Annotated in this window: 16 protein-coding genes; 6 read left to right on the forward strand and 10 right to left on the reverse strand. The window is 71.3% G+C overall.

Going from position 1 to position 21,676, the window contains the following annotated elements:
• Window positions 1–7: 7 nt before the first annotated feature.
• The 4 genes from mycP to ACGF3C_RS16975 form a co-directional block, all read right to left on the reverse strand.
• Window positions 8–1,432, reverse strand: coding sequence for a type VII secretion-associated serine protease mycosin (gene mycP, locus ACGF3C_RS16960; RefSeq protein ID WP_393222792.1), 1,425 nt, complete (start codon window positions 1,430–1,432; stop codon window positions 8–10).
• Window positions 1,433–1,442: 10 nt separating this feature from the next.
• The gene (locus tag ACGF3C_RS16965; protein WP_357224258.1) at window positions 1,443–2,930 is read right to left on the reverse strand and encodes a hypothetical protein; all 1,488 of its coding nucleotides are present in this window, start codon (window positions 2,928–2,930) and stop codon (window positions 1,443–1,445) included.
• Between the two features lie 10 nt (window positions 2,931–2,940).
• The gene (locus tag ACGF3C_RS16970) at window positions 2,941–3,381 is read right to left on the reverse strand and encodes a hypothetical protein (protein ID WP_357224262.1); all 441 of its coding nucleotides are present in this window, start codon (window positions 3,379–3,381) and stop codon (window positions 2,941–2,943) included.
• 261 nt (window positions 3,382–3,642) lie between these two features.
• On the reverse strand, window positions 3,643–5,697 hold the full coding sequence (locus ACGF3C_RS16975) for a TIGR03960 family B12-binding radical SAM protein (protein WP_357224265.1): 2,055 nt from the start codon (window positions 5,695–5,697) through the stop codon (window positions 3,643–3,645).
• Between the two features lie 107 nt (window positions 5,698–5,804).
• Here ACGF3C_RS16975 and ACGF3C_RS16980 point away from each other — a divergent pair, with 107 nt between their 5' ends.
• Window positions 5,805–7,112: a hypothetical protein gene (locus ACGF3C_RS16980; RefSeq protein WP_393222796.1), complete on the forward strand. Its 1,308-nt coding sequence runs from the start codon at window positions 5,805–5,807 to the stop codon at window positions 7,110–7,112.
• Between the two features lie 37 nt (window positions 7,113–7,149).
• Here ACGF3C_RS16980 and ACGF3C_RS16985 read toward each other — a convergent pair whose 3' ends face one another.
• Both ACGF3C_RS16985 and ileS read right to left on the reverse strand, forming a co-directional pair.
• Entirely contained in the window at window positions 7,150–7,839 is a 690-nt protein-coding gene (locus ACGF3C_RS16985) for a lysophospholipid acyltransferase family protein (protein WP_355009324.1), read from the reverse strand.
• Window positions 7,840–7,944: 105 nt separating this feature from the next.
• Window positions 7,945–11,163 (reverse strand): isoleucine--tRNA ligase, encoded by a 3,219-nt coding sequence (gene ileS / locus ACGF3C_RS16990; RefSeq protein ID WP_393222800.1) that lies wholly within the window; start codon window positions 11,161–11,163, stop codon window positions 7,945–7,947.
• Between the two features lie 308 nt (window positions 11,164–11,471).
• Between ileS and ACGF3C_RS16995 the strand changes: the two genes are divergently transcribed.
• From ACGF3C_RS16995 to sigJ, 3 genes are all read left to right on the forward strand, one after another.
• Window positions 11,472–12,491: an ArsR family transcriptional regulator gene (locus ACGF3C_RS16995; protein WP_393222803.1), complete on the forward strand. Its 1,020-nt coding sequence runs from the start codon at window positions 11,472–11,474 to the stop codon at window positions 12,489–12,491.
• Between the two features lie 368 nt (window positions 12,492–12,859).
• Window positions 12,860–13,291 carry a carboxymuconolactone decarboxylase family protein gene (locus tag ACGF3C_RS17000; RefSeq protein ID WP_393222893.1) on the forward strand — a complete coding sequence of 144 codons (432 nt, stop codon included), beginning with the start codon at window positions 12,860–12,862 and terminating at the stop codon, window positions 13,289–13,291.
• Window positions 13,288–14,166, forward strand: coding sequence for an RNA polymerase sigma factor SigJ (gene sigJ / locus ACGF3C_RS17005; protein ID WP_393222806.1), 879 nt, complete (start codon window positions 13,288–13,290; stop codon window positions 14,164–14,166). Before ACGF3C_RS17000 ends, sigJ begins: the two co-directional genes overlap by 4 nt.
• A 37-nt stretch (window positions 14,167–14,203) precedes the next feature.
• Here the strand turns inward: sigJ and ndk are convergent, their stop codons facing one another.
• Entirely contained in the window at window positions 14,204–14,629 is a 426-nt protein-coding gene (gene ndk / locus ACGF3C_RS17010; RefSeq protein WP_393222809.1) for a nucleoside-diphosphate kinase, read from the reverse strand.
• Window positions 14,630–14,770: 141 nt separating this feature from the next.
• Between ndk and ACGF3C_RS17015 the strand changes: the two genes are divergently transcribed.
• Window positions 14,771–16,264: a VOC family protein gene (locus tag ACGF3C_RS17015; protein ID WP_393222811.1), complete on the forward strand. Its 1,494-nt coding sequence runs from the start codon at window positions 14,771–14,773 to the stop codon at window positions 16,262–16,264.
• A gap of 38 nt (window positions 16,265–16,302) precedes the next feature.
• Here the strand turns inward: ACGF3C_RS17015 and ACGF3C_RS17020 are convergent, their stop codons facing one another.
• The 3 genes from ACGF3C_RS17020 to ACGF3C_RS17030 are packed head-to-tail and all read right to left on the reverse strand — an operon-like array spanning window position 16,303 to window position 20,683.
• Window positions 16,303–16,737, reverse strand: a complete 435-nt coding sequence (locus ACGF3C_RS17020; protein ID WP_393222814.1) for a DUF4233 domain-containing protein — start codon at window positions 16,735–16,737, stop codon at window positions 16,303–16,305.
• Entirely contained in the window at window positions 16,734–18,068 is a 1,335-nt protein-coding gene (locus tag ACGF3C_RS17025) for a bifunctional folylpolyglutamate synthase/dihydrofolate synthase (RefSeq protein WP_393222817.1), read from the reverse strand. The genes ACGF3C_RS17020 and ACGF3C_RS17025 overlap by 4 nt, the downstream gene beginning before the upstream one ends.
• On the reverse strand, window positions 18,065–20,683 hold the full coding sequence (locus ACGF3C_RS17030) for a valine--tRNA ligase (RefSeq protein WP_357207475.1): 2,619 nt from the start codon (window positions 20,681–20,683) through the stop codon (window positions 18,065–18,067). Before ACGF3C_RS17030 ends, ACGF3C_RS17025 begins: the two co-directional genes overlap by 4 nt.
• A gap of 69 nt (window positions 20,684–20,752) precedes the next feature.
• Here ACGF3C_RS17030 and ACGF3C_RS17035 point away from each other — a divergent pair, with 69 nt between their 5' ends.
• Window positions 20,753–21,439: a hypothetical protein gene (locus ACGF3C_RS17035; protein ID WP_393222821.1), complete on the forward strand. Its 687-nt coding sequence runs from the start codon at window positions 20,753–20,755 to the stop codon at window positions 21,437–21,439.
• Window positions 21,440–21,676: the final 237 nt, after the last annotated feature.

The following is a 21,676-nucleotide window of genomic DNA, read 5'->3' on the forward strand; positions in this document are numbered from 1 at the left end:
GAACCGGTTACCGCTCCGTCGGCGGCGCGGGCGGTGACCCGCCCGGCGACGGACCGTAGCCGGAGGGCGGGGTGTAGCCCGAGGGAGGAACGTAACCCGAGGGAGGGGCGTAGCCGGAAGGCGGCGCGTACCCGCCAGGGGGGGCGTAGCCGGGTGGGGGCGGGTAGCCCGGCGGTGGGGCGTAACCCGCGTCAGGTGGGGGGTATACATCCTGGGCCACCCGGTCGAGCACCTCGTCCGGGATGTCGGCGGCCCGGGCCGCCTCCCGCCGGTACCGACGACGGTTCCAGATGAGGAAGACCACCAGACCCAGCAGCAACACCAGCACCACGGCGATGCCGATGCCGACCACCATGACCTGCTGGTCGGTGGGGCCACCGCGATCGCCGTGCTGGGTGACGTCGAACTCCTCGTCCGCACCCTCGGCACGACCCGGCCCCGGGTCGGTCGCCGCGACGGCCGGGTCGAGCAGCGGATTGGCGGTGACCGGTGGGACGTTCGCGGTCAGCGCCCGCGTCGGGTCGATCACCCCGAAGCCGTACTGCGGGTCCCGCCCGGACGCACCGGCGTCCCGCGCGGTCCGGATGATCCGATTGATCACGTTGGGAGCGCTGAGGTCCGGATATTTCGACCGGATCAACGCGGCGAGACCGGAGACGACCGCGCTCGAGTCGGAGGTCCCGTCGCCCCAGCCGTAGCCGCCCTCGTTGGCGACGTTGTAGATCCCGTCGCCCGGAGCGGCGACCACCGCCTCCGGCCCCTGGACCGAACCGGACCAGAACGCGCCGCCCCTGGTCGTCCCGGTCACCGCGATGACACCGGGGGTGTTGGCGGGCTTGCCCACTGTGGTGCGGCCCTGGGCGGTGTTACCCGCGGAGGCGACCAGGACGACGTCACGGTCCAACGCGTACTGGATTGCGCTCTTCTGCACGGGATTGGCGAAGCCGGGGCTACCAATGGATACGTTGATCACTTTGGCCCCGCCGTCGACGGCCATCCGGATGCCCCGGGCGATCTCGGCGTCGGTGTAGACCCCGTCCTCCTTGCGCATCTTGATGGGCAGGATCTTCGCGCCGGGGGCGATGCCGTCCACCCCGTCGCCGCTGGGTTTCGCCGCGATGATGCCGGCCATGTGCGTGCCGTGCCCGACCTCGTCGGCCCGGCCGTCTCCGGAGGCGCCGTAGCTGCGTCCACCGGGAAGCACCTGACCTCGCAGGTCCGGGTGGCTGGCCTCGACGCCGGTGTCGACCACGGCCACGACCACGCCCCGCCCGGTCGAGATCTTGTGCACCTGGTCGATCCGGAGCTCGTCCAGATACCACTGCTCGGCGCGCCGGGGCGCGGCTGCCGCCGGCTGAGCGGCCCCCACCACCAGGAACCCCGCCAGCAGACAGGCGACTACCGGCCGGAGGCGTCCGACGTTCACCCTCATCCGTCCATCCTCATCGAAGGACACCCGGGGACGCCCCGTCACCAGGACCCCACGGATCGTCATCCTCAGTCAACCACGACGAGTGCTCGGAGCCGGTGCTGCCACCCTGGCCGGCGCCACCCGCGCCGCCCATCATTCCGCCGCCCATCATTCCGGCACCGCCGACGCCGGCACCACGCGCGCCGCCCGCCATCCCGGCGCCGCCGGCGGCCTGGGCGGTGCGCAACGCGTTCGCCGCGCTCGTCATCGGCGGCAGTTTTCCGTTGCCGCCACCCACCATGCCGGGGATGCCGCCCACGCCGATCCCGGCACCGCCGCCCAGGCCACCGCCGGCACCGCCGCCGATCCCGCCGGCCGAGCCGACCCCGGCACCGCCTCCGAAACCACCGCCGGCGCCACCGAGACCGGCGCTGCCGACCCCGCCGCCGCCGATGCCGCCGCCCAGGCCGCCGACCCCGCCCGGGGTGGCGCCGGCCAGCCCGCTGCTGTAGCCAGCGTCGTCGTCCGCGTAGCCCGGCAAGCTGGAGCCCGTCGACGGGGGTGTGAACTGACCCGTGCCGCCGGTGGGCGAGCCCTCACCAAGCCCACCGGGCTTGGTCGGGGAGAACGGGTCGACGGTGGACGTCGGACCTCCCGTGTCACCGATGCCCGGCGGCCTGCTGCCGATCGTGGGGCCGCCACCACCGATGTCGGGCTTCCCGCCGAATTCGCCACCACTGATGTCGGGCCGCCCCGAGGGCGGGACCCGGGGGTCCCGACGAAAATCGTCCTCTATTGCCCCTTTTTCCGGGCTGTTGACGGTGAGCTTGGGGCGCTCCGTATAGACAGCCTGGGGCAGCGGCGCCATCGCCGTGTTCGCCGCGTTCTGATTGTCCCGGTACCAGTTGTCCAGGTGGGCTCCGGTGTCCCACCAGCCGCCCCGCTTCTGGTCACCGGCCTGGCCGTCGACCTTCATCGTCGCTTCCAGGTCGTCGGCCTTGTCCCGGAACGCGCCGTCGGCGTACGAGCCGGGGTTGCTCTGGTAGTCCTTGCGCAGCGCGGCGAGGAACCCCGACGAGCTCTCGCCGTCGCGGGCATCGTCGAGCTCGGTGCCGTTGGGCAGGCTCCACTCGTTGAAGCCGAAGTCGTCCATCAGCGGGATCGGGATCGTGGAGACCGACTTGCGGATGTCGCCCTCGATCCGCGTCAACGCGCCACTGACGTTGGTCGCGTCGGTGATGAGATCCTCGATCTGCTTGCCGATCTTGCCCAGGTGCTCGCGGTACGCGTCACCACCGCCGCCCTTCCAACCGGCGAGCATCCCGGGCAGCCCGCCGACGTGCGGGCGCTCCTGGCCGGTCGCGATCGGGCCGACGAACGAGCGACCGACGAGCGCGTCCCGCAGCTGTTGCAGGCCGCTGGAGAGGTTGCTCCAGCCCGCTCCGACCGATCCGACCGTTTCCGGGTCCGCGGAGAGCGTCACCTCGCGGACGCACCGCTCCCAGGTTCCTCCAGCCATGACGTCCCCCTCAGGCCGTGTACGGGTAGGTGGGCGCGCCGCTGGCCGTGGGCGGCGGCGCCGCCGACTCCAGCAGCCGTTCGATCTCCTTGCCGTTGGCGCCGTTGCGCGCCTCGGTGTCGCGGAACGCCTTGGCGATCTCCTCGGTGCCCTCCTTGAGCGCGGCGAGCTTCTGGGAGAGCGTGGTGAGGTGCGCTTCCATGTTCACCGTTGACGCCTCCAGGGCCCGCCACTGCATGACGGCGTCCTCGTACGCGCCGAACGGCGTGCCGCCGGGGACGGCCTGGGCGTTGTTGCTGTCGCCCTTCATCCGCGTCTTGATGCGTTCCATCTCGTACTTGATGGTGTCGTCGATGTACTGCCTGAGCCGCTCGACGTATGTGGCGGCGGCGTCCAGGTCCTCGACGCTGACGTGCAGATCGCCGATGCTCGGCGGCGGGATGCTACCCATGCGATTCCTCCCCCGTCCCCGACCCGCCGGGTCGGTCCATGTCAGACGCAGCGTATCGAGTCTGACCTAGTCGAGGCAGCCCCAGCCACCAGCACGTGGTACAGATGACGGCCGATCTCGCGGAGGGTCCGGCGCGGCCCACCGGGCGGGCCGAGGCCGAACAACGCCAACGGGCCCGCGAGACGCGGACCCGTTGGGCGACATGTCGGATGTGGAGGGTGGCGGGTCACCGCCAGCCGGCGCTACCTCACCGCGGCGCGGTCAGGGGTGCGAGTGCGAGTGGCCCGACGGGACCTTCATGCCGTTGCCGCCCAGCGGGGTGAGCGGTAGCAGCTTCTTGCCGGTGGGGCCGATCTGGATCTCGGTGTCCATCGATGGGCAGACGCCACAGTCGAAGCAGGGCGTCCACCGGCAGTCGTCCTGCTCGAACTCGCTGAACGCGTCCTGCCAGTCCTGCCAGAGCCAGTCCTTGTCGAGGCCCGAGTCGAGGTGGTCCCAGGGCAGGACCTCCAGCTCGTCGCGCTGACGGGTGGTGTACCAGTCGAGGTCCACCCCGAACGCGGGCAGCGTCTCGGCCGCAGCCTGCACCCAGCGCTGGTACGAGAAGTGCTCGCTCCACCCGTCGAACCGGCCGCCGTTCTCCCAGACCTTGCGGATGACCGACCCGACCCGGCGATCACCCCGGGAGAGCAGCCCTTCGATGAGCGACGGCTCGCCGTCGTGGTACCGGTAGCCGATGGCCCGGCCCAGCGAACGGTCCGCGTTGATGGCCTGCTTGAGGATCTTGAGCCGGTGGTCGATGACCTCCGGACGGTCCATCGCGGCCCACTGGAACGGGGTGTGCGGCTTCGGCACGAACCCGCCGATGGAGACCGTGCAGCGGATGTCCTTGGAGCCGGTCGCGGCCCGGCCGGCCCTGATCACCTCGTGGGCCATCTCGGCGATCTCGAGGACGTCCTCGTCGGTCTCGGTGGGCAGGCCGCACATGAAGTAGAGCTTCACCTGCCGCCACCCGTTGGTGTACGCGGTGACGACCGTACGGATCAGGTCTTCCTTCGACACCATCTTGTTGATGACCTTGCGGATCCGCTCCGACCCGCCCTCCGGGGCGAAGGTCAGGCCGGTGCGCCGCCCGTTGCGGGACAGCTCCTGCGCGAGGTCGATGTTGAAGGCGTCCACCCGGGTCGAGGGGAGCGACAGCGAGACGTTCGTGCCCTCGTACTGCTGGGCGAGGCCCGAGCACATGTCGCCGATCTCGGAGTGGTCCGCCGAGGAGAGCGACAGCAGGCCGACCTCGGAGAAGCCGGAGAACTCCAGGCCCTCGCGGACCATCTGCGCGACAGTGGTGATCGACCGCTCCCGCACCGGACGGGTGATCATTCCGGCCTGGCAGAACCGGCAACCCCGGGTGCAACCCCGGAAGATCTCCACCGCGTACCGCTCGTGCACCGTCTCGGCCAACGGCACGAGGGGCTTCTTCGGGTACGGCCAGGCGTCCAGGTCCATCGTCGTGCGCTTGTGCACCCGGAACGGCACGTCCGCCCGGTTCGGTACGACCCGCTGGATCCGGCCGTCCGGCAGGTAGTCGACGTCGTAGAAGCGCGGCACGTAGACGCTCTCGGTGCGGGCCAGCCGCAGCAGCAGCTCGTCGCGGCCGCCCGGCGAGCCCTCGGCCTTCCACTCCCGGACGATCGCGGTGATCTCCAGGACCGCCTCCTCGCCGTCGCCGAGCACCGCGGCGTCGATGAAGTCGGCGATCGGCTCCGGGTTGAACGCGGCGTGCCCGCCGGCCACGATCACCGGGTCGGCGTCGGTGCGGTCGGCGGCCAGCAGCGGGATGCCGGCCAGGTCGATCGCGGTGAGCATGTTCGTGTAGCCCAGCTCGGTGGAGAAGGAGATGCCGAACACGTCGAACCCACGCACCGACCGGTGCGCGTCGACGGTGAACTGCGGCACGCCGTGCGTGCGCATCAGCGACTCCAGGTCCGGCCAGACCGCGTACGTCCGCTCGGCGAGGGTGTCGGGCAGCTCGTTGAGCACCTCGTAGAGGATCTGCACGCCCTGGTTGGGCAGGCCCACCTCGTAGGCGTCGGGATACATCAGCGCCCAGCGCACGGTCGCCGCGTCCCAGTCCTTCGTCACCGCACCCAACTCGCCCCCGACGTATTGGATGGGCTTGGAGATCTGGGGCAGCAGCGGCTCGAGCTGGGGCCAGACCGACGGCTCCGAGCCGACGCCCGGCGTCGGACGTGCCGAGCTGGAGTCGTCGCGAGAGTTGGTCGCGGCCGCGTGCGGGCTCGTGGACGGGGCACTCATGATGCCCAAGGGTACGCGTTCGTCCGCCGCCGATCGCGCGCACGCCCGATCGGCGGGGGTGGCGGCGCGGTACTAACCTCGGTTCGGCGCGAGAGGAGATTGCCGCGATGCCGGAGACCCAGCCGGGAGCACGGCCGGCCGACGGGAGCACCCCGGGCGCGGAGCCGGAGCGGGACCGGACGGTCGCCGACGAGCCGACCTCCCCACCCGTACCCCCGGACCAGCCGGAACCCTCGGACCAGCCAGAGCCCTCGGACCAGCCAGAGCCCTCGGACCAGCCGGAACCCCCGGACCAGCCGGGGCCTGCCCCGACCAAGGAGGTTCCGGCCTCGGAGGTTCCGGCCTCGGACGTCCCGGCGCCCAGGTGGAGTGGTTCGGCCCCGGTTCCACCCCCGCTGCCCCGCCGAGCGGCCTGGGGCGCGTCGGCCGAGCCGACCCCTCCCCCGCCGGTGGCCGCCGGGCCGCCGGAGGACCAGACCCCGGTCGACCCGTGGGCCGGCGTGGACACCGGCGGCTGGGACCTGCCCTCCGCCGAACTGCCCCCGCTGCCGCCCACGATGTCGTATCCGACGCCGCCGGACACCCGGCAGTGGTCCGGGCCGCCCGCTCCCCCCGCCTCGTCGGGGAACACCCGGCAGTGGTCCGGGCCGCCCGCTCCCCCGGCCGGGTCGCAGCCGGTGCCGCCGCCGGCCGCCCCGGGCGCAACCCGGGCCATCGGACCCATGGTGCCGGCCCGGCCGATGTCGCCACCCGCGCCGCCGAAGGTGCCGAAGCAGCGCCGGGGTCGGCGATCCACCACGCCACCGCCATCGCCGCCGCCCGGGTGGCAGGCCCCCAAGGGGTACGTGCCGGTTCCGGTTCGCCGACGACGCCGCTGGCCGTGGCTGCTGCTGCTCACCCTGGCCTGCTGTTGTGGCTGCCCGGCCTACTACGGGTTCCCGATCTCGGCCCAGTACCCGGCGCGCGCGGCCCTGCCCGTCCAGGTCGACGACCTCAGCCTGCGGCAGGACAGCCGCAGCACCGAGGCGGCCCAGAAGCTGGAGAGCGAGGTACGCAAGGAGAACTGGCTGGCCGAGGACACGTTCGCCGGCGTCTACGCCACGACGAGCGGCAAGCGGGTGACGGTCTTCGGCGGCACCGGCTTCCGGCTGACCCCGGAGTCGGACGCGGAGGCCGAGATCAGCCGGCTCACCGATCGGTACGCGTTGGGTGCCCCGGAGAGCGTGGACACCGGTGTACGGGGCCGGCACGAACGGTGCGCGGTGGGTAGCGCCGACGGCGGTGCCGTGGTCGTCTGCACGTCGGTCGACCACGGCAGCATCGCCACCGGGGTGTTCACCCGACTCTCCGTCGCCGACAGTTCCGACCTGTTGGGCACCCTGCGCGCCCAGATCGTCCAACCCGAGCGGGGCTGATGCCGCACCCTGGCCGGCCGGGGTGCGGCCGGCGGGGTCAGGCGTCGCGGGTCGGGTCCGGGTGGGCGCGCGGCGGGGCGTAGCGGGGCACGTACTCCTGGCCGGTGAGCTTCTGGATCTCGCTCATCAGCTCGTCGGTCATCTGCCGCAGCGAGGCGCGGTCGTCCGGTCGGCCGGTGAAGTCGAGTGGTTTGCCGAAGCGAACCGTGATCTTGGCAGTGCCCGGCCGGGGCACCCGGGCGCCGATCGGCTGCGCCTTGTCCGTGCCGATCATGCCGACCGGGATGATCGGCACGCCGGCCGAGATCGCCAGTCGGGCCGCGCCGGTCCGCCCCCGGTAGAGCTTGCCGTCCGGCGAGCGGGTGCCCTCCGGGTAGACCACCACCAGGTCACCGCCCTTGAGCGCCGGGATCGCCGCGTCGAACGCGGACAGCGCCGCCCGGCCACCGGCCCGCTCGACCGGGATCGCACCCAGGCCGGTGAGGACGAACTTGGAGATCGCACCCTTCACGCCGGTGCCGTTGAAATATTCCGACTTGGCCCAGAAAGCCAGGTGCCGGGGCACGACCGTGCCGAGGAACAACTCGTCGGCCACCGAGAGGTGGTTGCCGGCGAAGATCGCGCCGCCGGTCTCCGGCACGTGTTCCAGACCCTCCACGGTCGGGCGGAACGCCACCCGCAGCGTGGGGCCCACGGTCAGCTTGCCGATGGTGTAGAGCAGCGGCACTGGTCCTCCGGCAGATGAAATGCGAGCAGGCGGTGTCACGGTAGCGGACGCCTCCACACCTCCCGGACGGAGGTGGTGAGGCGCCCGCACCCTGGCGATGGTCCGTTATACCCGGCGGACGACCACCGTTACCCGCTCACCATCGCCGACCTCGCCGGCGAAGCCCTCCAGCCCCTCGACGGCGGAGCCGTCCCGACCCTCGACGACGGAGTCGCCCGGGCCCTCGACGAAGTCGACCGAGTCGGCCAGCACCTCCGCGGAGACGAAGTCGAGGTACGCCGCCACCGCCGCGCGTACCTCGTCGGACGCCGACACCGACACCACGATCCGGTCCGAGACGTCCAGGTCGGCGTCACGGCGGGCCTGCTGCACCACCCGCACCACGTCGCGGGCCAGCCCCTCGGCGGCCAGTTCCGGTGTGACGTCGGTGTCCAGCACCACCACTCCCTCGCCGCCGGGCAGCGGCGCGGAGTGCTCGGCGTCGGCGGCGACCAGGCGCAACTCGTACTCACCCTCGGCGAGGGTGACGCCGGCGGCCACCGGTGCGCCGTCGACCAGCTCCCACTCGCCCGCCTTGACCGCCTTGATCACCTGCTGCACCTGCTTGCCGACGCGTGGGCCGAGCGCCCGGGGAACCACAGTCAACACCTGCTCGCAGTACGCGGACAGCTCCGCGCTGAACTCCACGGTCTTCACGTTGACCTCGTCGGCGACCAGGTCGGCGAACGGCCGCAGCAGCTCCGCGGCCGGCGAGGCCACGGTCAGCGTCGACAGCGGCAGTCGCACCCGCAGCCCCTTGGCCTTGCGCAGCGACAGCGCCGCCGAGGCGACCGCCCGAACGTTGTCCATCGCGCGGACCAGATCGTGGTCGGCCGGGAACTCCTCCGCCGAGGGCCAGTCGGTCAGGTGCACCGAACGCTCCCCGGTCAGGCCCCGCCAGATCTCCTCCGCGGTCAGCGGCGCGAGCGGCGCCACCACCCGACAGAGCGTCTCCAGCACCGTCGACAGGGTGTCGAAGGCGTTGGCGTCACCGGACCAGAACCGGTCCCGGGACCGGCGCACGTACCAGTTGGTCAGCGCGTCAAGGTAGGACCGGACGGTGGCGCAGGCACCGGAGATGTCGTACGCGTCCATCTGCGCGCCGACAGTGGACACCAGCTCGTTCGTCTTCGCCAGCACGTACCGGTCGAGCAGGTGGGTGGAGTCGGTACGTCGCCGGGCCTGATACCCGTCGGCGTTGGCGTAGAGCGTGAAGAAGTAGTACACGTTCCACAGCGGCAGCAGCACCTGCCGGACGGCGTCGCGGATGCCCGCCTCGGTGACCGCCATGTCCCCACCGCGCAGCACCGGCGAGGACATCAGCATCCAGCGCATCGCGTCCGAGCCGTACGCGTCGAAGACGTGGTAGACGTCCGGGTAGTTGCGCAGGCTCTTGGACATCTTGCGCCCGTCCGAGCCGAGCAGGATGCCGTGGCTCAGGCAGTTACGGAACGCCGGCCGGTCGAACAGCGCGGTGGCCAGCACGTGCATCGTGTAGAACCAACCACGGGTCTGCCCGATGTACTCGACGATGAAGTCACCCGGGTAGTGGTGCTCGAACCAGTCGGCGTTCTCGAACGGGTAGTGCACCTGGGCGAACGGCATCGACCCGGACTCGAACCAGCAGTCCAGCACCTCCGGCACCCGGCGCATCATCGACTGCCCGGTCGGGTCGTCCGGGTTGGGGCGGACCAGGTCGTCCACCGCCGGTCGGTGCAGGTCGGTCAGGCGTACGCCGAAGTCCCGCTCGATGTCGGCCAGCGAACCGTAGACGTCCAGGCGCGGGTAGTTCGGGTCGTCGGACTTCCACGCCGGGATCGGCGAGCCCCAGAACCGGTTCCGGCTGATCGACCAGTCCCGGGCGTTGGCCAACCACTTGCCGAACGAGCCGTCCTTGATGTGGCCGGGCGTCCAGTTGATCTCCTGGTTCAGCTCGACCATCCGGTCCCGGAACTGCGTCACCGCGACGAACCACGACGACACCGCCTTGTAGACCAGCGGGGTGTCGCAACGCCAGCAGTGCGGGTACGAGTGGGTGTAGGTGTCCTGCCTGAGCACCACCCCCCGCTCCTTCAGCTCCCGGATCACCGGCTTGTTGACGTCGAAGACCTGCTCACCCTGGTACGGCGGGACCAGCGCGGTGAACCGGGTGTGGTCGTCGACAGTGACGATGGTGGGGATGCCGGCGGCGTTGCAGACGTTCTGGTCGTCCTCACCGAAGGCCGGGGCCAGGTGCACGATCCCGGTGCCGTCCTCGGTGGTGACGAACTCCGCGCCGAGCACCTGGTAGGCGTTCTCCCCGGCCTGCTCGACGAGGAAGTCGAACAGCGGCGTGTAGCGGCGTCCGACCAGGTCCCGGCCGTACACCGAGCCGACCTGCTCGTAACCCTCCAGCTCCTTGGCGTACGCGGCCAGCCGCGCCGCGCCGACGACGTAGCGGTCGCCACTGCGCTCGCTGTCGGGGGAACCCCGGTGTTCGAGTACCGCGTACTCGATGTCGGGCCCGACGGCGAGCGCCAGGTTCGACGGCAGGGTCCACGGCGTGGTGGTCCAGACGCCCAGCTTGACCGGCCCGCGCAGCAGCTCCGGTGCGGACTCGTCGGCGGTCAGCTCGAACCACACCGACAGGGTGGGGTCGTGCCGGTCCCGGTAGACGTCGTCCATCCGGGTCTCGGTGTTCGACAGCGGCGTCTCACAGCGCCAGCAGTACGCCAGCACCCGGAAGCCCTCGTAGATCAGACCCTTGTCGTGCAGGGTCTTGAAGGCCCACATGACGCTTTCCATGTAGTCCAGGTCGAGGGTCTTGTAGTCGTTGGTGAAGTCGACCCAGCGGGCCTGCCGGTTGATGTACCGCTCCCAGTCCTGGGTGAACTCCAGCACCGAGGTACGGCAGGCCTCGTTGAACCGGTCCACGCCCAGGTCGATGATCTCCGCCTTGCTGGTGATGCCGAGCTGCTTCTCGGCCACCACCTCGGCGGGCAGGCCGTGACAGTCCCAGCCGAAACGCCGCTCGACGTGCCGGCCGCGCATGGTCTGGTAGCGCGGCACCACGTCCTTGACGTAGCCGGTGAAGAGGTGACCGTAGTGCGGCAGGCCGTTGGCGAACGGCGGGCCGTCGTAGAAGACGTACTCGTTCTTGCCGTCCGTGCCGGCCGGGCGGGCCTCGATGCTGGCCTCGAAGGTCTTGTCAGCCGTCCAGTGCTCCAGCACGCGGCGCTCGACCGCGGGCAGGTCCGGGCTCGCCGGAACACCGGCGGCGGTCGCGTCGTGCAACGGATAGGCCATCGGGGGTCGCTCTCCTCATGCAGCTCACTCAACGTGGGTCTGCGAGGACGAACCTCCGGGTACGCCTGGAACGGCGCTCCCGGGTGGCCCGCGGTACCACCCCGCTTGGCGGTCAGGATCGACCGCCCGCTCATTGTCGGCTGTGACGGGCCGCACCCGTCCGGTTCTACTGGGCCGGTTGCCCGGCTGTTCTTCCGGAGGCTCACCGGTGATGGCCGGGTCATCGCCTTTCGGGGTCCAACGATACTCGACCCGCCGACCGCCCCGCCGCCGAGTGAACGCCCGCGCCGGCACCCTAGGCTGACCAGGTGATCCGGATCGAGTTGGACGAGCCGACGCTGCTCCGGACCCGGATCGCCACCAGCCCGCTCTGGGAGGTGCTGACCAGCCTGTTGCTGCTGCACCGCAATCCGATTGAGGCGCCCTGGCCGTACACCGGCTGGGCGCGGCACGCACGGCGGGTGCTCGACGACGTGCCGGCGACCGCGCCGGCCCGGCTGCTGACCATCGGCCTACCCGCACCGGACTTCCTCAGCCCGATCCCCACGTTGGCCGCGCCGACCCTGGCCGACCAGCTCGCCGAGCTGCGCGCGACGCCGGCCGAGGTGATCGCCGAGCAGATCCCCCACTACTACCACCCGGACGACCTGCCGGAGTGGCTCCGCCCGTTCATCAAGGACCGGCGGGCCGCCCTGGACCGGCTCGCCGACGGCATCCAGGCGTACTGGGACGTGGCCATAGCGCCGTGGTGGCCGGCGATGCAGGCGGCGCTGGACGAGGAGGTGCTGCATCGGGCCCGGGCGCTCGCCGCGTACGGCCCGGACGCGCTCCTGGAGAACCTGCACGAACGGGTGCGCTGGAACAAGCCGGTGCTGACCCTGGTGAAGCCGTCGGAGCAGCAGTTCACGGCGGTGAACCAGCGACTGCTGCTGCTTCCCTTGATCTTCTCGGAGGGGGCACTCGTCTGCGCCACCGACCATCCGGAGATCATCGCCGTCTCCTACCAGGCGCGCGGGGCGGCAGTGCTCGCCGAGGGTGGGCCGGTCTCGGCGGCCCGGACGACACCGGCCACGGACCGGCTGGCGGTGCTGGTCGGTCGGGGTCGCGCCCAGGTGCTGCGGGCGCTGGCGAGGCCAGCCACCACCGCGGGCCTCGCGGCCACGTTGGGGCTGGCTCCGAGCACCGTGTCGGAGCAGCTCTCCGCGCTGTTGGCCGCCGGCGTGGTACACCGGCGCCGGGTGGGCCGACGGGTGTTGTACGGGCTGGAACCGGCCGGTCTGGCACTGGTGCAGCTCGTCGGTGACGAGCCGACGAGCGCCTCGGCCTGAGCATTCGGCTCGATCCGAATCCGTTTCCCACCCGTACCCGTCGCTCCTAGCCTGCTGATCACGAGCGTCGGAAGGTCCGGGCAGACCGCGGCGTCGACCTGACGGTCGACAACGGGGAGCTGTTCGGCCTGCCGGGGCCAGACGGCGCTGGCAGGCCCCATCCCCGACCCAACCCAGGTTGATCATGGAGTTGTCGCCTCACTCGACGTGTCGTGGCAACAACTCCATGATCGACCGGGGGTCGGGGACGGCCCGCCGATCCAGGCTTCTCCATTGAGATGAGCGGGATCACAGTCCCGGTTGTCACGACCCGCCCGGCCCGGCCGTCGTACCGGTGTCGGACCGATCAGGAGGTAGTCGTGCAACGGATGAACCCGGCCGAGGTCGCGCCACAGGCGTACAAGGCCGTCATGGGGTTGGAGAAGTACGTCCAGACGAACGTCGACCGCACCGTGCTGGAGCTGGTGAAACTGCGGGCGTCGATGATCAACGGGTGCGCGTACTGCGTGGACATGCACAGCCGGGACGCGCTCGCCGACGGCGAGTCGAGCCGCCGACTGTTCGCGGTAGCCGCCTGGCGGGAGGCTCCCTTCTTCGACGAGCGGGAGCGGGCCGCGCTGGCCCTCACCGACGCGGTCACCCGGCTCGGCGAGCACGGGGTTCCGGACGAGGTGTGGGATGACGCCGCGAAGGTCTGGTCGGAGAAGGAACTGGCCGACCTCGTCATCGCGATTGCCACAATCAACGTGTGGAATCGGATCGGGGTGACGATGCGGCTGGAGCCTCCGGCCCAGGCGTGACAACCGAGGCGGCAGCGGAGGCGGCCGGTGCGCTCGAGGCGCACCGGCCGATGCTGCTCGGTCTCGCGTACCGCCTGCTCGGCAGCCGGCACGACGCGGAGGACGTGCTCCAGGAGGCGTACCTGCGCTGGCTCGGTGTGGACCGGGCCCGGGTCGAGGAGCCGCGCCGGTACCTGTCCAGGGTGGTCACCCGGTTGGCACTGGACCGGCTGCGCGCGCGGCAGGCGGCCCGCGAGACGTACGTCGGGACGTGGCTGCCCGAGCCGGTGCCGACCGCGCCCTCGCCGTTCGGGCCGTTGGACCGGGTGGAGCTACGCGACTCGCTCTCCACCGCGTTGCTGCACGTCCTGGAGCGGCTCACCCCGCCGGAGCGGGCGGTGTACGTCCTGCACACGGCCTTCGACCTGCCGTACGCGGAGATCGCCGAGATCCTGGAGCGGTCCGTCGCCGACTGTCGGCAGCTGTACCACCGGGCGACCGCGCGGGTACGGCAGGAGCAGCGTCGGTTCACCGCCAGCCGCCCGGAGCGGGAGCGGCTGCTGGACGCGTTCCTCGCCGCCGCCCGCGACGGTGACCTGGCGAGGCTCACCGACCTGGTGGCCGCCGACGCCACCGCCTGGAACGACGGCGGCGGTCGGGCGCGGGCCGCCCTCAACCCGGTCACCGGCGCCGACCGGATCGCCCGGTTCTACGCCGGGGTCTACGGCCCGCGTCACCGAGTGGCGATGGACCCGGTGGAGCTCAACGGGGAACCGGCGATGCTGATCACCCGCGCCGACGGCAGTCGGTACACGCTGACCATCGCCGCGGCCGACGGACGGATCACCGGGGTCTACGTGGTCGGCAACCCGGCGAAGGTGCCGGCGGTCGGCTGAACCCGGACGTCGTCGGTCGATCCCGGGCCGGTGGGCGTCAGCCCAGCTCGGGGAACCAGAGCGCGATCTCGCGCTTGGCGCTGTCAGTCGAGTCGGAGGCGTGCACCAGGTTCTCCCGGTTGGACAGCGACAGGTCACCCCGGATGGTGCCGGCGGCGGCCTTGCGTCCGTCGGTGGCGCCGACCAGCCCGCGGACCACGTCGATGACCTGGTCGCCGGAGAGCACCAGGGCGACCAGCGGGCCGCCGGTCATGAAGTCCTTCAGCGGCGGGTAGAACGCCTTGTCGACGTGCTCGGCGTAGTGCTCGTCGGCGAGCGCGGCATCCATCGTCCGGTGCGCCATCGCGTCGACCCGCAGCCCCTTGCGCTCGAAGCGGGAGAGGACCTCGCCGACCAGGCCGCGGCGGACCGCGTCGGGCTTGATCAGAACGAGGCTGCGCTCATCCGGGCTGTTGCTGGACACGCTGGGTTCCTCCTGTACGCGCTGAACGCTTGGGATCGGTACGGTCAGCCTAGCGACCCGGTCCCGGCACCGGCGCGGCGGCCGGTCTTTCCCCCGGTGGCCGATCCGGCCTAGCCTGGTCCTGACCCCGGGAGGTCCACTGTGGCGAATGGCGGGAACCGACCCATCGCGCCGGCACGCAAGCTGATCGGCGCGGTGCTGGGCACCGTTGCCACGTTCGTCGTCCTGTTCGGGCTCGGCATGACGAGTTGGGCCATCGTGGCTCTGGGGGTCGCCCTGCTGGTGCTGGCGATCGCGCTGGCGACCGTCCGCGGCGGCGGTCGCACGTGGGTCGTCGGCGTCGGGCACGTGCACAGCGCCTCCGAACCACCCACCCAGTACGCGTTCGGCCGCTGCGAACTGCAACTGGTGATCGACGCCCCTGGTCTGCCGCCGCGGTCCAAGAAGATCATTGAGCCGAGGGTGCCGGTCTCCAAGTGGCCGTCGCTGGGCCAGACCCTGCCGATCCGCGTCGCGTTGGACGACCAGCGGCACGTCAAGGTCCTCTGGGACGAGGTGCTCACCCATGCCGAGACCGCCGCTGCCGTCGCCGATCTTCCGCCGGAGTTCGCCGACGCGGAGCCGGTGGACGAGCTGTTGATCCAGCAGGACGCGCCGCCGTGGGCCGACCGCGCACCGGACGACGACTTCCGCGACCCGGCCGGTGACCCGTTCCGCGACCCGGTCGGTGATCCGTTCCGGGACCCGGCCGGTGACCCGTTCCGCGACCCGCTCGGTGACCCGCTGGGGACCGACCCTTCGCGCGACGACCTCCGGCGAGACGACCCGGGCGTCGTGCCCGAGGAGCGCGAGCCCGTGGTGATGCACCAGAGCCCGGGGGGCCCGGTGGTGTTGGAGGGCGTGGTCGTCGAGCCGCAGGCCGGCGGGCTGCCCCGACGGGCAACCACTCCGGCACCGCGCCCGCCCGCCGAGGAGCGCTTCGACGAGCCCGCCGCCGACCGGTTCGACGCTTCGCAGGCGAGCGGCGCGAGTGCCCCGCCCGCCGAGGACCCCGTCGACCCGCCCAGCGCGCAGCGCTTCGACCCGCCGCCCGCGCAGCGCTCCGGCCAGGGCACTCCCGACCCGCTGGACCCACTCGATCTTCCGCTGGACGATCCCTCACCGGCCGGGGCCGCACGCACGACGGTGACCGACGAGGAACTGGACCAGGCGATCTTCGGGTTCGACGCCGGCTCGGGCGCGGGCGCGGATCCGGCCGCACCGATCAGCGGGGTGGGCCTCACCCTGCTGGTCACCGACCTTCAGCGGTCGCTCAACTTCTACCGCGACGTGCTCGGCTTCAGCGAGGTCGACCAGGGTGCCCACAATGCCGTCCTGGCCTCCGGGGCGACCCGGATCGTCCTGCGCGAGGTGACCGGGGCGGCGCCCATCAGCCGCCGGCTCGTGCACGTCAACCTTGAGGTGAGCGACATCGAGGCGGCGTACGAGCGGTTACGCGAGTCGGGCGTCCGCTTCACGTACGCGCCCCGGGTGGTCAACCGGGGCACCAAGCTGGAGGGGTGGGCGGCGGCCTTCCGCGACCCGGATGGCCACGGCGTCGCGCTCACCCAGTGGCGCGAACGCGCCGACGCCTGACCCGGCCCGCCTTCGGACAGCGCCGGCCGGGTCCGACGTCAGCCGAGAATGACCCGGCGGACGTGCAACGCGTACGCCCAGACCAGGGCGAAGATGATGCCCAGCCCGAGCAGTGACCAGTGCAGCAGACCGCCCAGCAGCAGCAGCCCCTGGAGCACGGTGCCGGCGTTCCAGGCCCACTGCCGACGCATCATGCCGGCGAGCACCACGGCGGCCACCGCCAGTGCCACCACCGCACCGATCGCGGCACCGCCGAGGTCACCGCCGACCACCCGGATCGGCTGGATCGCCAGCAACAGCACCAGCGCTTCCAGGCTGAGCGTGCCAGCACCGAGACCGCGTACCGCCCGCTCCGGGTTGCGCAACCCGGAGCGTCGCGGCTGCCCGGCCGTGGGCTCCTCCCCCACCGGCTGCCCGACCGGCGGGCCGGTCGGGTCCTCGGTGGGGTGCGGGTCCCGCTCCGGGCTGGTCATCGCTTCAGCAGCCGGCGCGCGTCGGCGACCGTCACCACGGACCCGGTGACCAGCACCCCGACCCCGCTCAGCTCACCGGGGACGTCCTCCTCGGCCAACGCCACCGCCAACTCGATGGCGTCCGGCATCTCCTCGGCCGAGTCGACCCGCTCATCGCCGAAGATCTCGGCGGCCAGCGCCGCGAGTTCCTCCACCGGCATCGCCCGTGGCGAGCTGTTGCGGGTGACCACCACCTGGTCGACCACCGGCTCCAGCAGCTCCAGCAGCGCCTCGGCGTCCTTGTCGGCCAGTACGCCGATGACGGCCACCAGCTTGCTGAACGCGAACTCCTCCTGGAGCGCGGTGACGGTGGCCTTCATGCCGTGCGGGTTGTGCGCACCGTCCAGCAGGATGGTCGGGGCGTTACGGACCCGCTCCAACCGACCCGGGGAGCTGGTCGAGGCGAAGCCCTCGCGGACCGCCTCGATGTCCAGCTGACGTCGGGCCCCCGCGCCCAGGAACGCCTCCACGGCGGCAAGCGCCATGGCCGCGTTCTGCGCCTGGTGGGCACCGTGCAGCGGAATGAACACATCGTCGTAGACGCCACCCAGCCCCTGGAGGGTGAGCACCTGACCGCCGACCGCGACCGCCCGACCCAGCACGCCGAACTCACCGCCCTCCCGGGCGATGGTGGCCCCGACCTCGGCGCAGCGGTCGAGGAGGGGACCGGCTGCCTCCTCCTCCTGGGCCGCCGAGATCACGGTGGCCCCCGGGTGGATGATGCCGGCCTTCGCCAGCGCGATGTCCTGGATCGTGTCGCCGAGCCACTCGGTGTGGTCCAGCCCGATCGGGGTGATCACACAGACCCCGGCCTGGAGGACGTTCGTGGCGTCCTCCGCCCCGCCGAGGCCAACCTCGACCACCGCGATGTCGACCGGCGCGTCGGCGAAGGTGGCGAACGCCAGCGCGGTGGTCATGTCGAAGTACGTCAGCGGCTCGTCCGACCGCGCGTCGACCAGCTCAGCCAGCGGTTTGATCTCCCGGTACACCGAGGCGAACCGCTCCTCGCTGACCGGCTCCCCGTCCAGGCTGATCCGCTCCCGGACGGTCTCCAGGTGCGGGCTGGTGTACCGCCCGGTGTGCAGGCCATGCGCCCGCAACAGCGAGTCGATCATCCGCGCGGTTGAGGTCTTGCCGTTGGTGCCGGTCAGGTGGATCGCCGGGTACGCCCGCTGCGGGCTGCCGAGCAGGTCGAGCAGCGACTCGATCCGGTCCAGCTCGAAGACCATGCGGGTGAAGCCACGGGCGTTCAGCTCGGCCTCGACGGCGGCAAATTCGGTACGGTCGGTCACGAGGGCAGTGTCTCCAGAGCAGCGTCGATCCGGACCAGGTCGGCCTCGGCGGTGGCGAGCCGGCCGCGAATCTTCGCGACCACCGGCTCGGGGGCCTTGCCGATGAAGGCAGGGTTGTCGAGCTTCGCCCGGGCCTGCGCGACCTCCTTCTCGGCTGCCGCGCGGTCCTTCGTCAGCCGGGCCCGCTCGGCCGCCACGTCGATCGACCCCCGGGTGTCCAACGCGACACCGACCGCGCCGGGCATGGCCAACGTGGCGCTGGCCTGGAAGTCGTCACCGGCCGGATCCAACCGGACCAGCGAGCGGATCAGCGGCTCGTGGGCAGCGATACCCGCGCCGGACAGCCCGTCCAGGCGGGCAGCCACCCGCTGCGTGGGCCGCAGCCCCTGGTCGGAACGGAACCGGCGGATCTCGGTGACCACCCGCTGAACGCCGACCAGCTCGGCCTCGGCGGCGTCGTCGACCAGCGACCGGTCGGCCACCGGCCAGGCGGCGGCCTGCACCGTCTCGCCGCCGGTCAACGCGAGCCACAGCTCCTCGGTGACGAACGGGATGACCGGGTGCAGCAGCCGCAGCAGTTGGTCGAGCACGTGCCCGAGCACCCGACGGCTGGCCTCCGCGCGCTCACCGCCCTCGGCGAGCACCGGCTTGCTCAGCTCGACGTACCAGTCGCAGACGTCGTCCCAGGCGAAGTGGTAGAGCAGGTCGCACACCTTGGCGAACTCGTACGCCTCGAACTGCTCGTCGACCTCGGCGGTGACGTGCGCCAACCGGGACAGGATCCACCGGTCGACGGTGGAGAGCTGCTCGGTGGGGGGCAGGTCACCAGTGGTGTGCGCGCCGTTCATCAGGGCGAACCGGGTGGCGTTCCAGAGCTTGTTGCAGAAGTTGCGGGAGCCCTGGCACCACTCCTCGCTGACCGGGACGTCCTGGCCGGGGTTCGCGCCCCGCGCCAGGGTGAACCGGGTGGCGTCGGCGCCGTACCGGTCGATCCAGTCCAGTGGGTCGACCACGTTGCCGAACGACTTCGACATCTTCTTGCCGAACTGGTCGCGCACCATGCCGTGCAGCGCGACCACGTCGAAGGGCGGCCGGCCGTCCATCGCGTAGAGGCCGAACATCATCATCCGGGCGACCCAGAAGAACAGGATGTCGTACCCGGTCACCAGCACGCTGGTCGGGTAGAACTTCGCCAGGTCCGGGGTCTGCTCGGGCCAGCCCAGGGTGGAGAACGGCCACAGGCCGCTGGAGAACCAGGTGTCCAGGACGTCCTCGTCCTGGTGCCAGCCCTCGCCGGCCGGCGGCGCCTCGTCAGGGCCGACGCAGACGATCTCACCCGCCGGGCCATACCAGACCGGGATGCGGTGCCCCCACCACAGCTGCCGCGAGATGCACCAGTCGTGCATGTTGTCGACCCAGGCGAAGTAGCGCTTGGCCAGCTCGGCCGGCTCGATGCGGACCCGGCCGTCACGCACCGCGTCACCCGCGGCCTGGGCCAGCGGGGCGGTGTTGACGAACCACTGCAGCGACAGCCGCGGCTCGACGGTGGTCTTGCACCGCGAGCAGTGCCCGACCGCGTGCACGTACGGACGCTTCTCGGCGACGATCCGGCCCTGCTCCCGCAGCGCCGCCACGATCGCCGGTCGCGCCTCGAACCGGTCCAACCCCTCGAACGGGCCGGGCACGGTGATCACGCCGCGCTCGTCCATCACTGTCAGCGCGGGCAGGTCGTGCCGCTGGCCGATCTCGAAGTCGTTCGGGTCGTGGGCCGGCGTCACCTTCACCATGCCGGTGCCGAAGGACGGGTCGACGTGCGCGTCGGCGACGATCGGGATCCGGCGACCGGTCAACGGCAGCTCGACCTCGGTGCCGATCAGGTGCTGGTAGCGCTCGTCGTCGGGGTGCACCGCCACGGCGGTGTCGCCGAGCATCGTCTCGGCCCGGGTGGTGGCCACCACGACCTCGTCGCTGTAGCGGATCGAGATCAGCTCGCCGTCGTCGTCGGTGTGCTCGACCTCGATGTCGGAGAGCGCCGTGAGGCAGCGCGGACACCAGTTGATGATCCGGTTGGCCCGGTAGATCAGACCGTCGTCGAAGAGCTTCTTGAAGATCGTCTGGACGGCGCGCGTCAGCCCCTCGTCCATGGTGAAGCGCTCGCGGTCCCAGTCGACGGAGTCGCCGAGGCGACGCATCTGGCCGAGGATGGCGCCACCGGACTCGGCCTTCCACTGCCAGACCCGCTCGACGAACTTCTCCCGGCCGAGATCGTGCCGGGACAGCCCCTCGGCGGCGAGCTGACGCTCGACCAGGTTCTGGGTGGCGATGCCGGCGTGGTCCATGCCCGGCAGCCACAGCGCCTCGAAGCCCTGCATCCGCTTACGCCGGGTCAACGCGTCCATCAGCGTGTGCTCGAACGCGTGGCCCATGTGCAGCGAGCCGGTGACGTTCGGCGGCGGGATGACGATGGTGAAAGGGGGCTTGTCGCTGTCGGCGGAGGCCCGGAAGTGCCCGCCGGCTACCCACTGCTCGTACCGTCGCTGCTCTACCTCACCGGGCTGGTACTGGCCGGCAAGGGTCGGGGCGTCGGGGCGTTGGGCATCCAGTCTCTCGGTCACCGGACAAGTCTACGGAGGGCTTCCGCAGACCTGACGTGCGCCACCTGCCGTTCGCGTACGGTGTCGGCTATGTCCGACGCACATCTCACCGAGCGGTCGCGCGACGGCGGCCGCGAGCCGGTCGAGCTCACCGAAGAGCCGATCCAGCTGAGCACCCGGGACTCCGGAGGCGACCCCGACGAGCGGTCCGGCGGCTGGTCACGCCGACGCAAGATCGGTTGGACGGTCGCGCTGGTGGTCGGTCTCGCCGGTGCCGGCGTTCTTGGTGTCGGTGGGTGGCGGGTGGCGCAGCAGAAGGACACCCAACTGGCCTCACCCGATCGGGTGGCGGGTCTGACTCGCGACGACAGCGAGCGGGCGAAGAGCACGGCCGACTATCTACGCAGCGGCCTGGCGGCGAACATCGAACTGGACCGCAGTTTCGGCACCGTCTACCGCGACCCGGCCGACGACAAGCGCTCAGTGCTCATCTTCGGGGGCACCACCCTGCTCTGGCAGCCGGAACGGGACCTGGACAGCCTCTTCCGCCTGATGTCGGACGAGACCGGTGCGGTGAATGGTCTGCGGGAGCTGCCCGCGGGTGACTTCGGCGGGGTGCTGAAGTGTGGCAGCACCAGCGGCGAGGGCGGGGACTTCGCGGTGTGCGGCTGGGCCGACCACGGCAGCGTGGTCATGGCGATGTTCCCGGGCCGGTCGGTCAGCGACGCCGGCGGCCTGCTGCGCAACCTCCGCGCCGGCATGCAGACCCGAGACTGAGCGAGCACGCGGGCTGCCCGCCGGCCGCAAGATCGTGCAACTTCCTGGATGTAGTGGTCTCCACACGCCCACGAAGCCACGACAATCAGGATCAAGCGTGACCCGTGGCGAGTCTGAGGGAACCCGGTCACCCCTAAAAAAAGGGGGGCGGAGACGCAGAGAAGCCCACCCCTGATGGGGTGGGCTTCTCTGGAAGATTGTCCGGCGGTGTCCTACTCTCCCACACCCTCACGAGTG

Origin of the sequence: Micromonospora sp. NPDC047762, from assembly GCF_043204655.1 — a bacterium.
Classification (GTDB): Bacteria; Actinomycetota; Actinomycetes; order Mycobacteriales; family Micromonosporaceae; genus Micromonospora.

Coding starts and splice junctions, on each gene's coding strand:
- ACGF3C_RS16975 (WP_357224265.1), bottom strand. CDS start 5,697: ATGAGTGCCCCGTCCACGAGCCCGCACGCGGCCGCGACCAACTCTCGC.
- ACGF3C_RS17020 (WP_393222814.1), bottom strand. CDS start 16,737: ATGACCAGCCCGGAGCGGGACCCGCACCCCACCGAGGACCCGACCGGC.
- ACGF3C_RS16965 (WP_357224258.1), bottom strand. CDS start 2,930: ATGGCTGGAGGAACCTGGGAGCGGTGCGTCCGCGAGGTGACGCTCTCC.
- ACGF3C_RS17035 (WP_393222821.1), top strand. CDS start 20,753: ATGTCCGACGCACATCTCACCGAGCGGTCGCGCGACGGCGGCCGCGAG.
- ACGF3C_RS16970 (WP_357224262.1), bottom strand. CDS start 3,381: ATGGGTAGCATCCCGCCGCCGAGCATCGGCGATCTGCACGTCAGCGTC.
- ACGF3C_RS16980 (WP_393222796.1), top strand. CDS start 5,805: ATGCCGGAGACCCAGCCGGGAGCACGGCCGGCCGACGGGAGCACCCCG.
- mycP (WP_393222792.1), bottom strand. CDS start 1,432: ATGAGGGTGAACGTCGGACGCCTCCGGCCGGTAGTCGCCTGTCTGCTG.
- ACGF3C_RS17000 (WP_393222893.1), top strand. CDS start 12,860: ATGAACCCGGCCGAGGTCGCGCCACAGGCGTACAAGGCCGTCATGGGG.
- ileS (WP_393222800.1), bottom strand. CDS start 11,163: ATGGCCTATCCGTTGCACGACGCGACCGCCGCCGGTGTTCCGGCGAGC.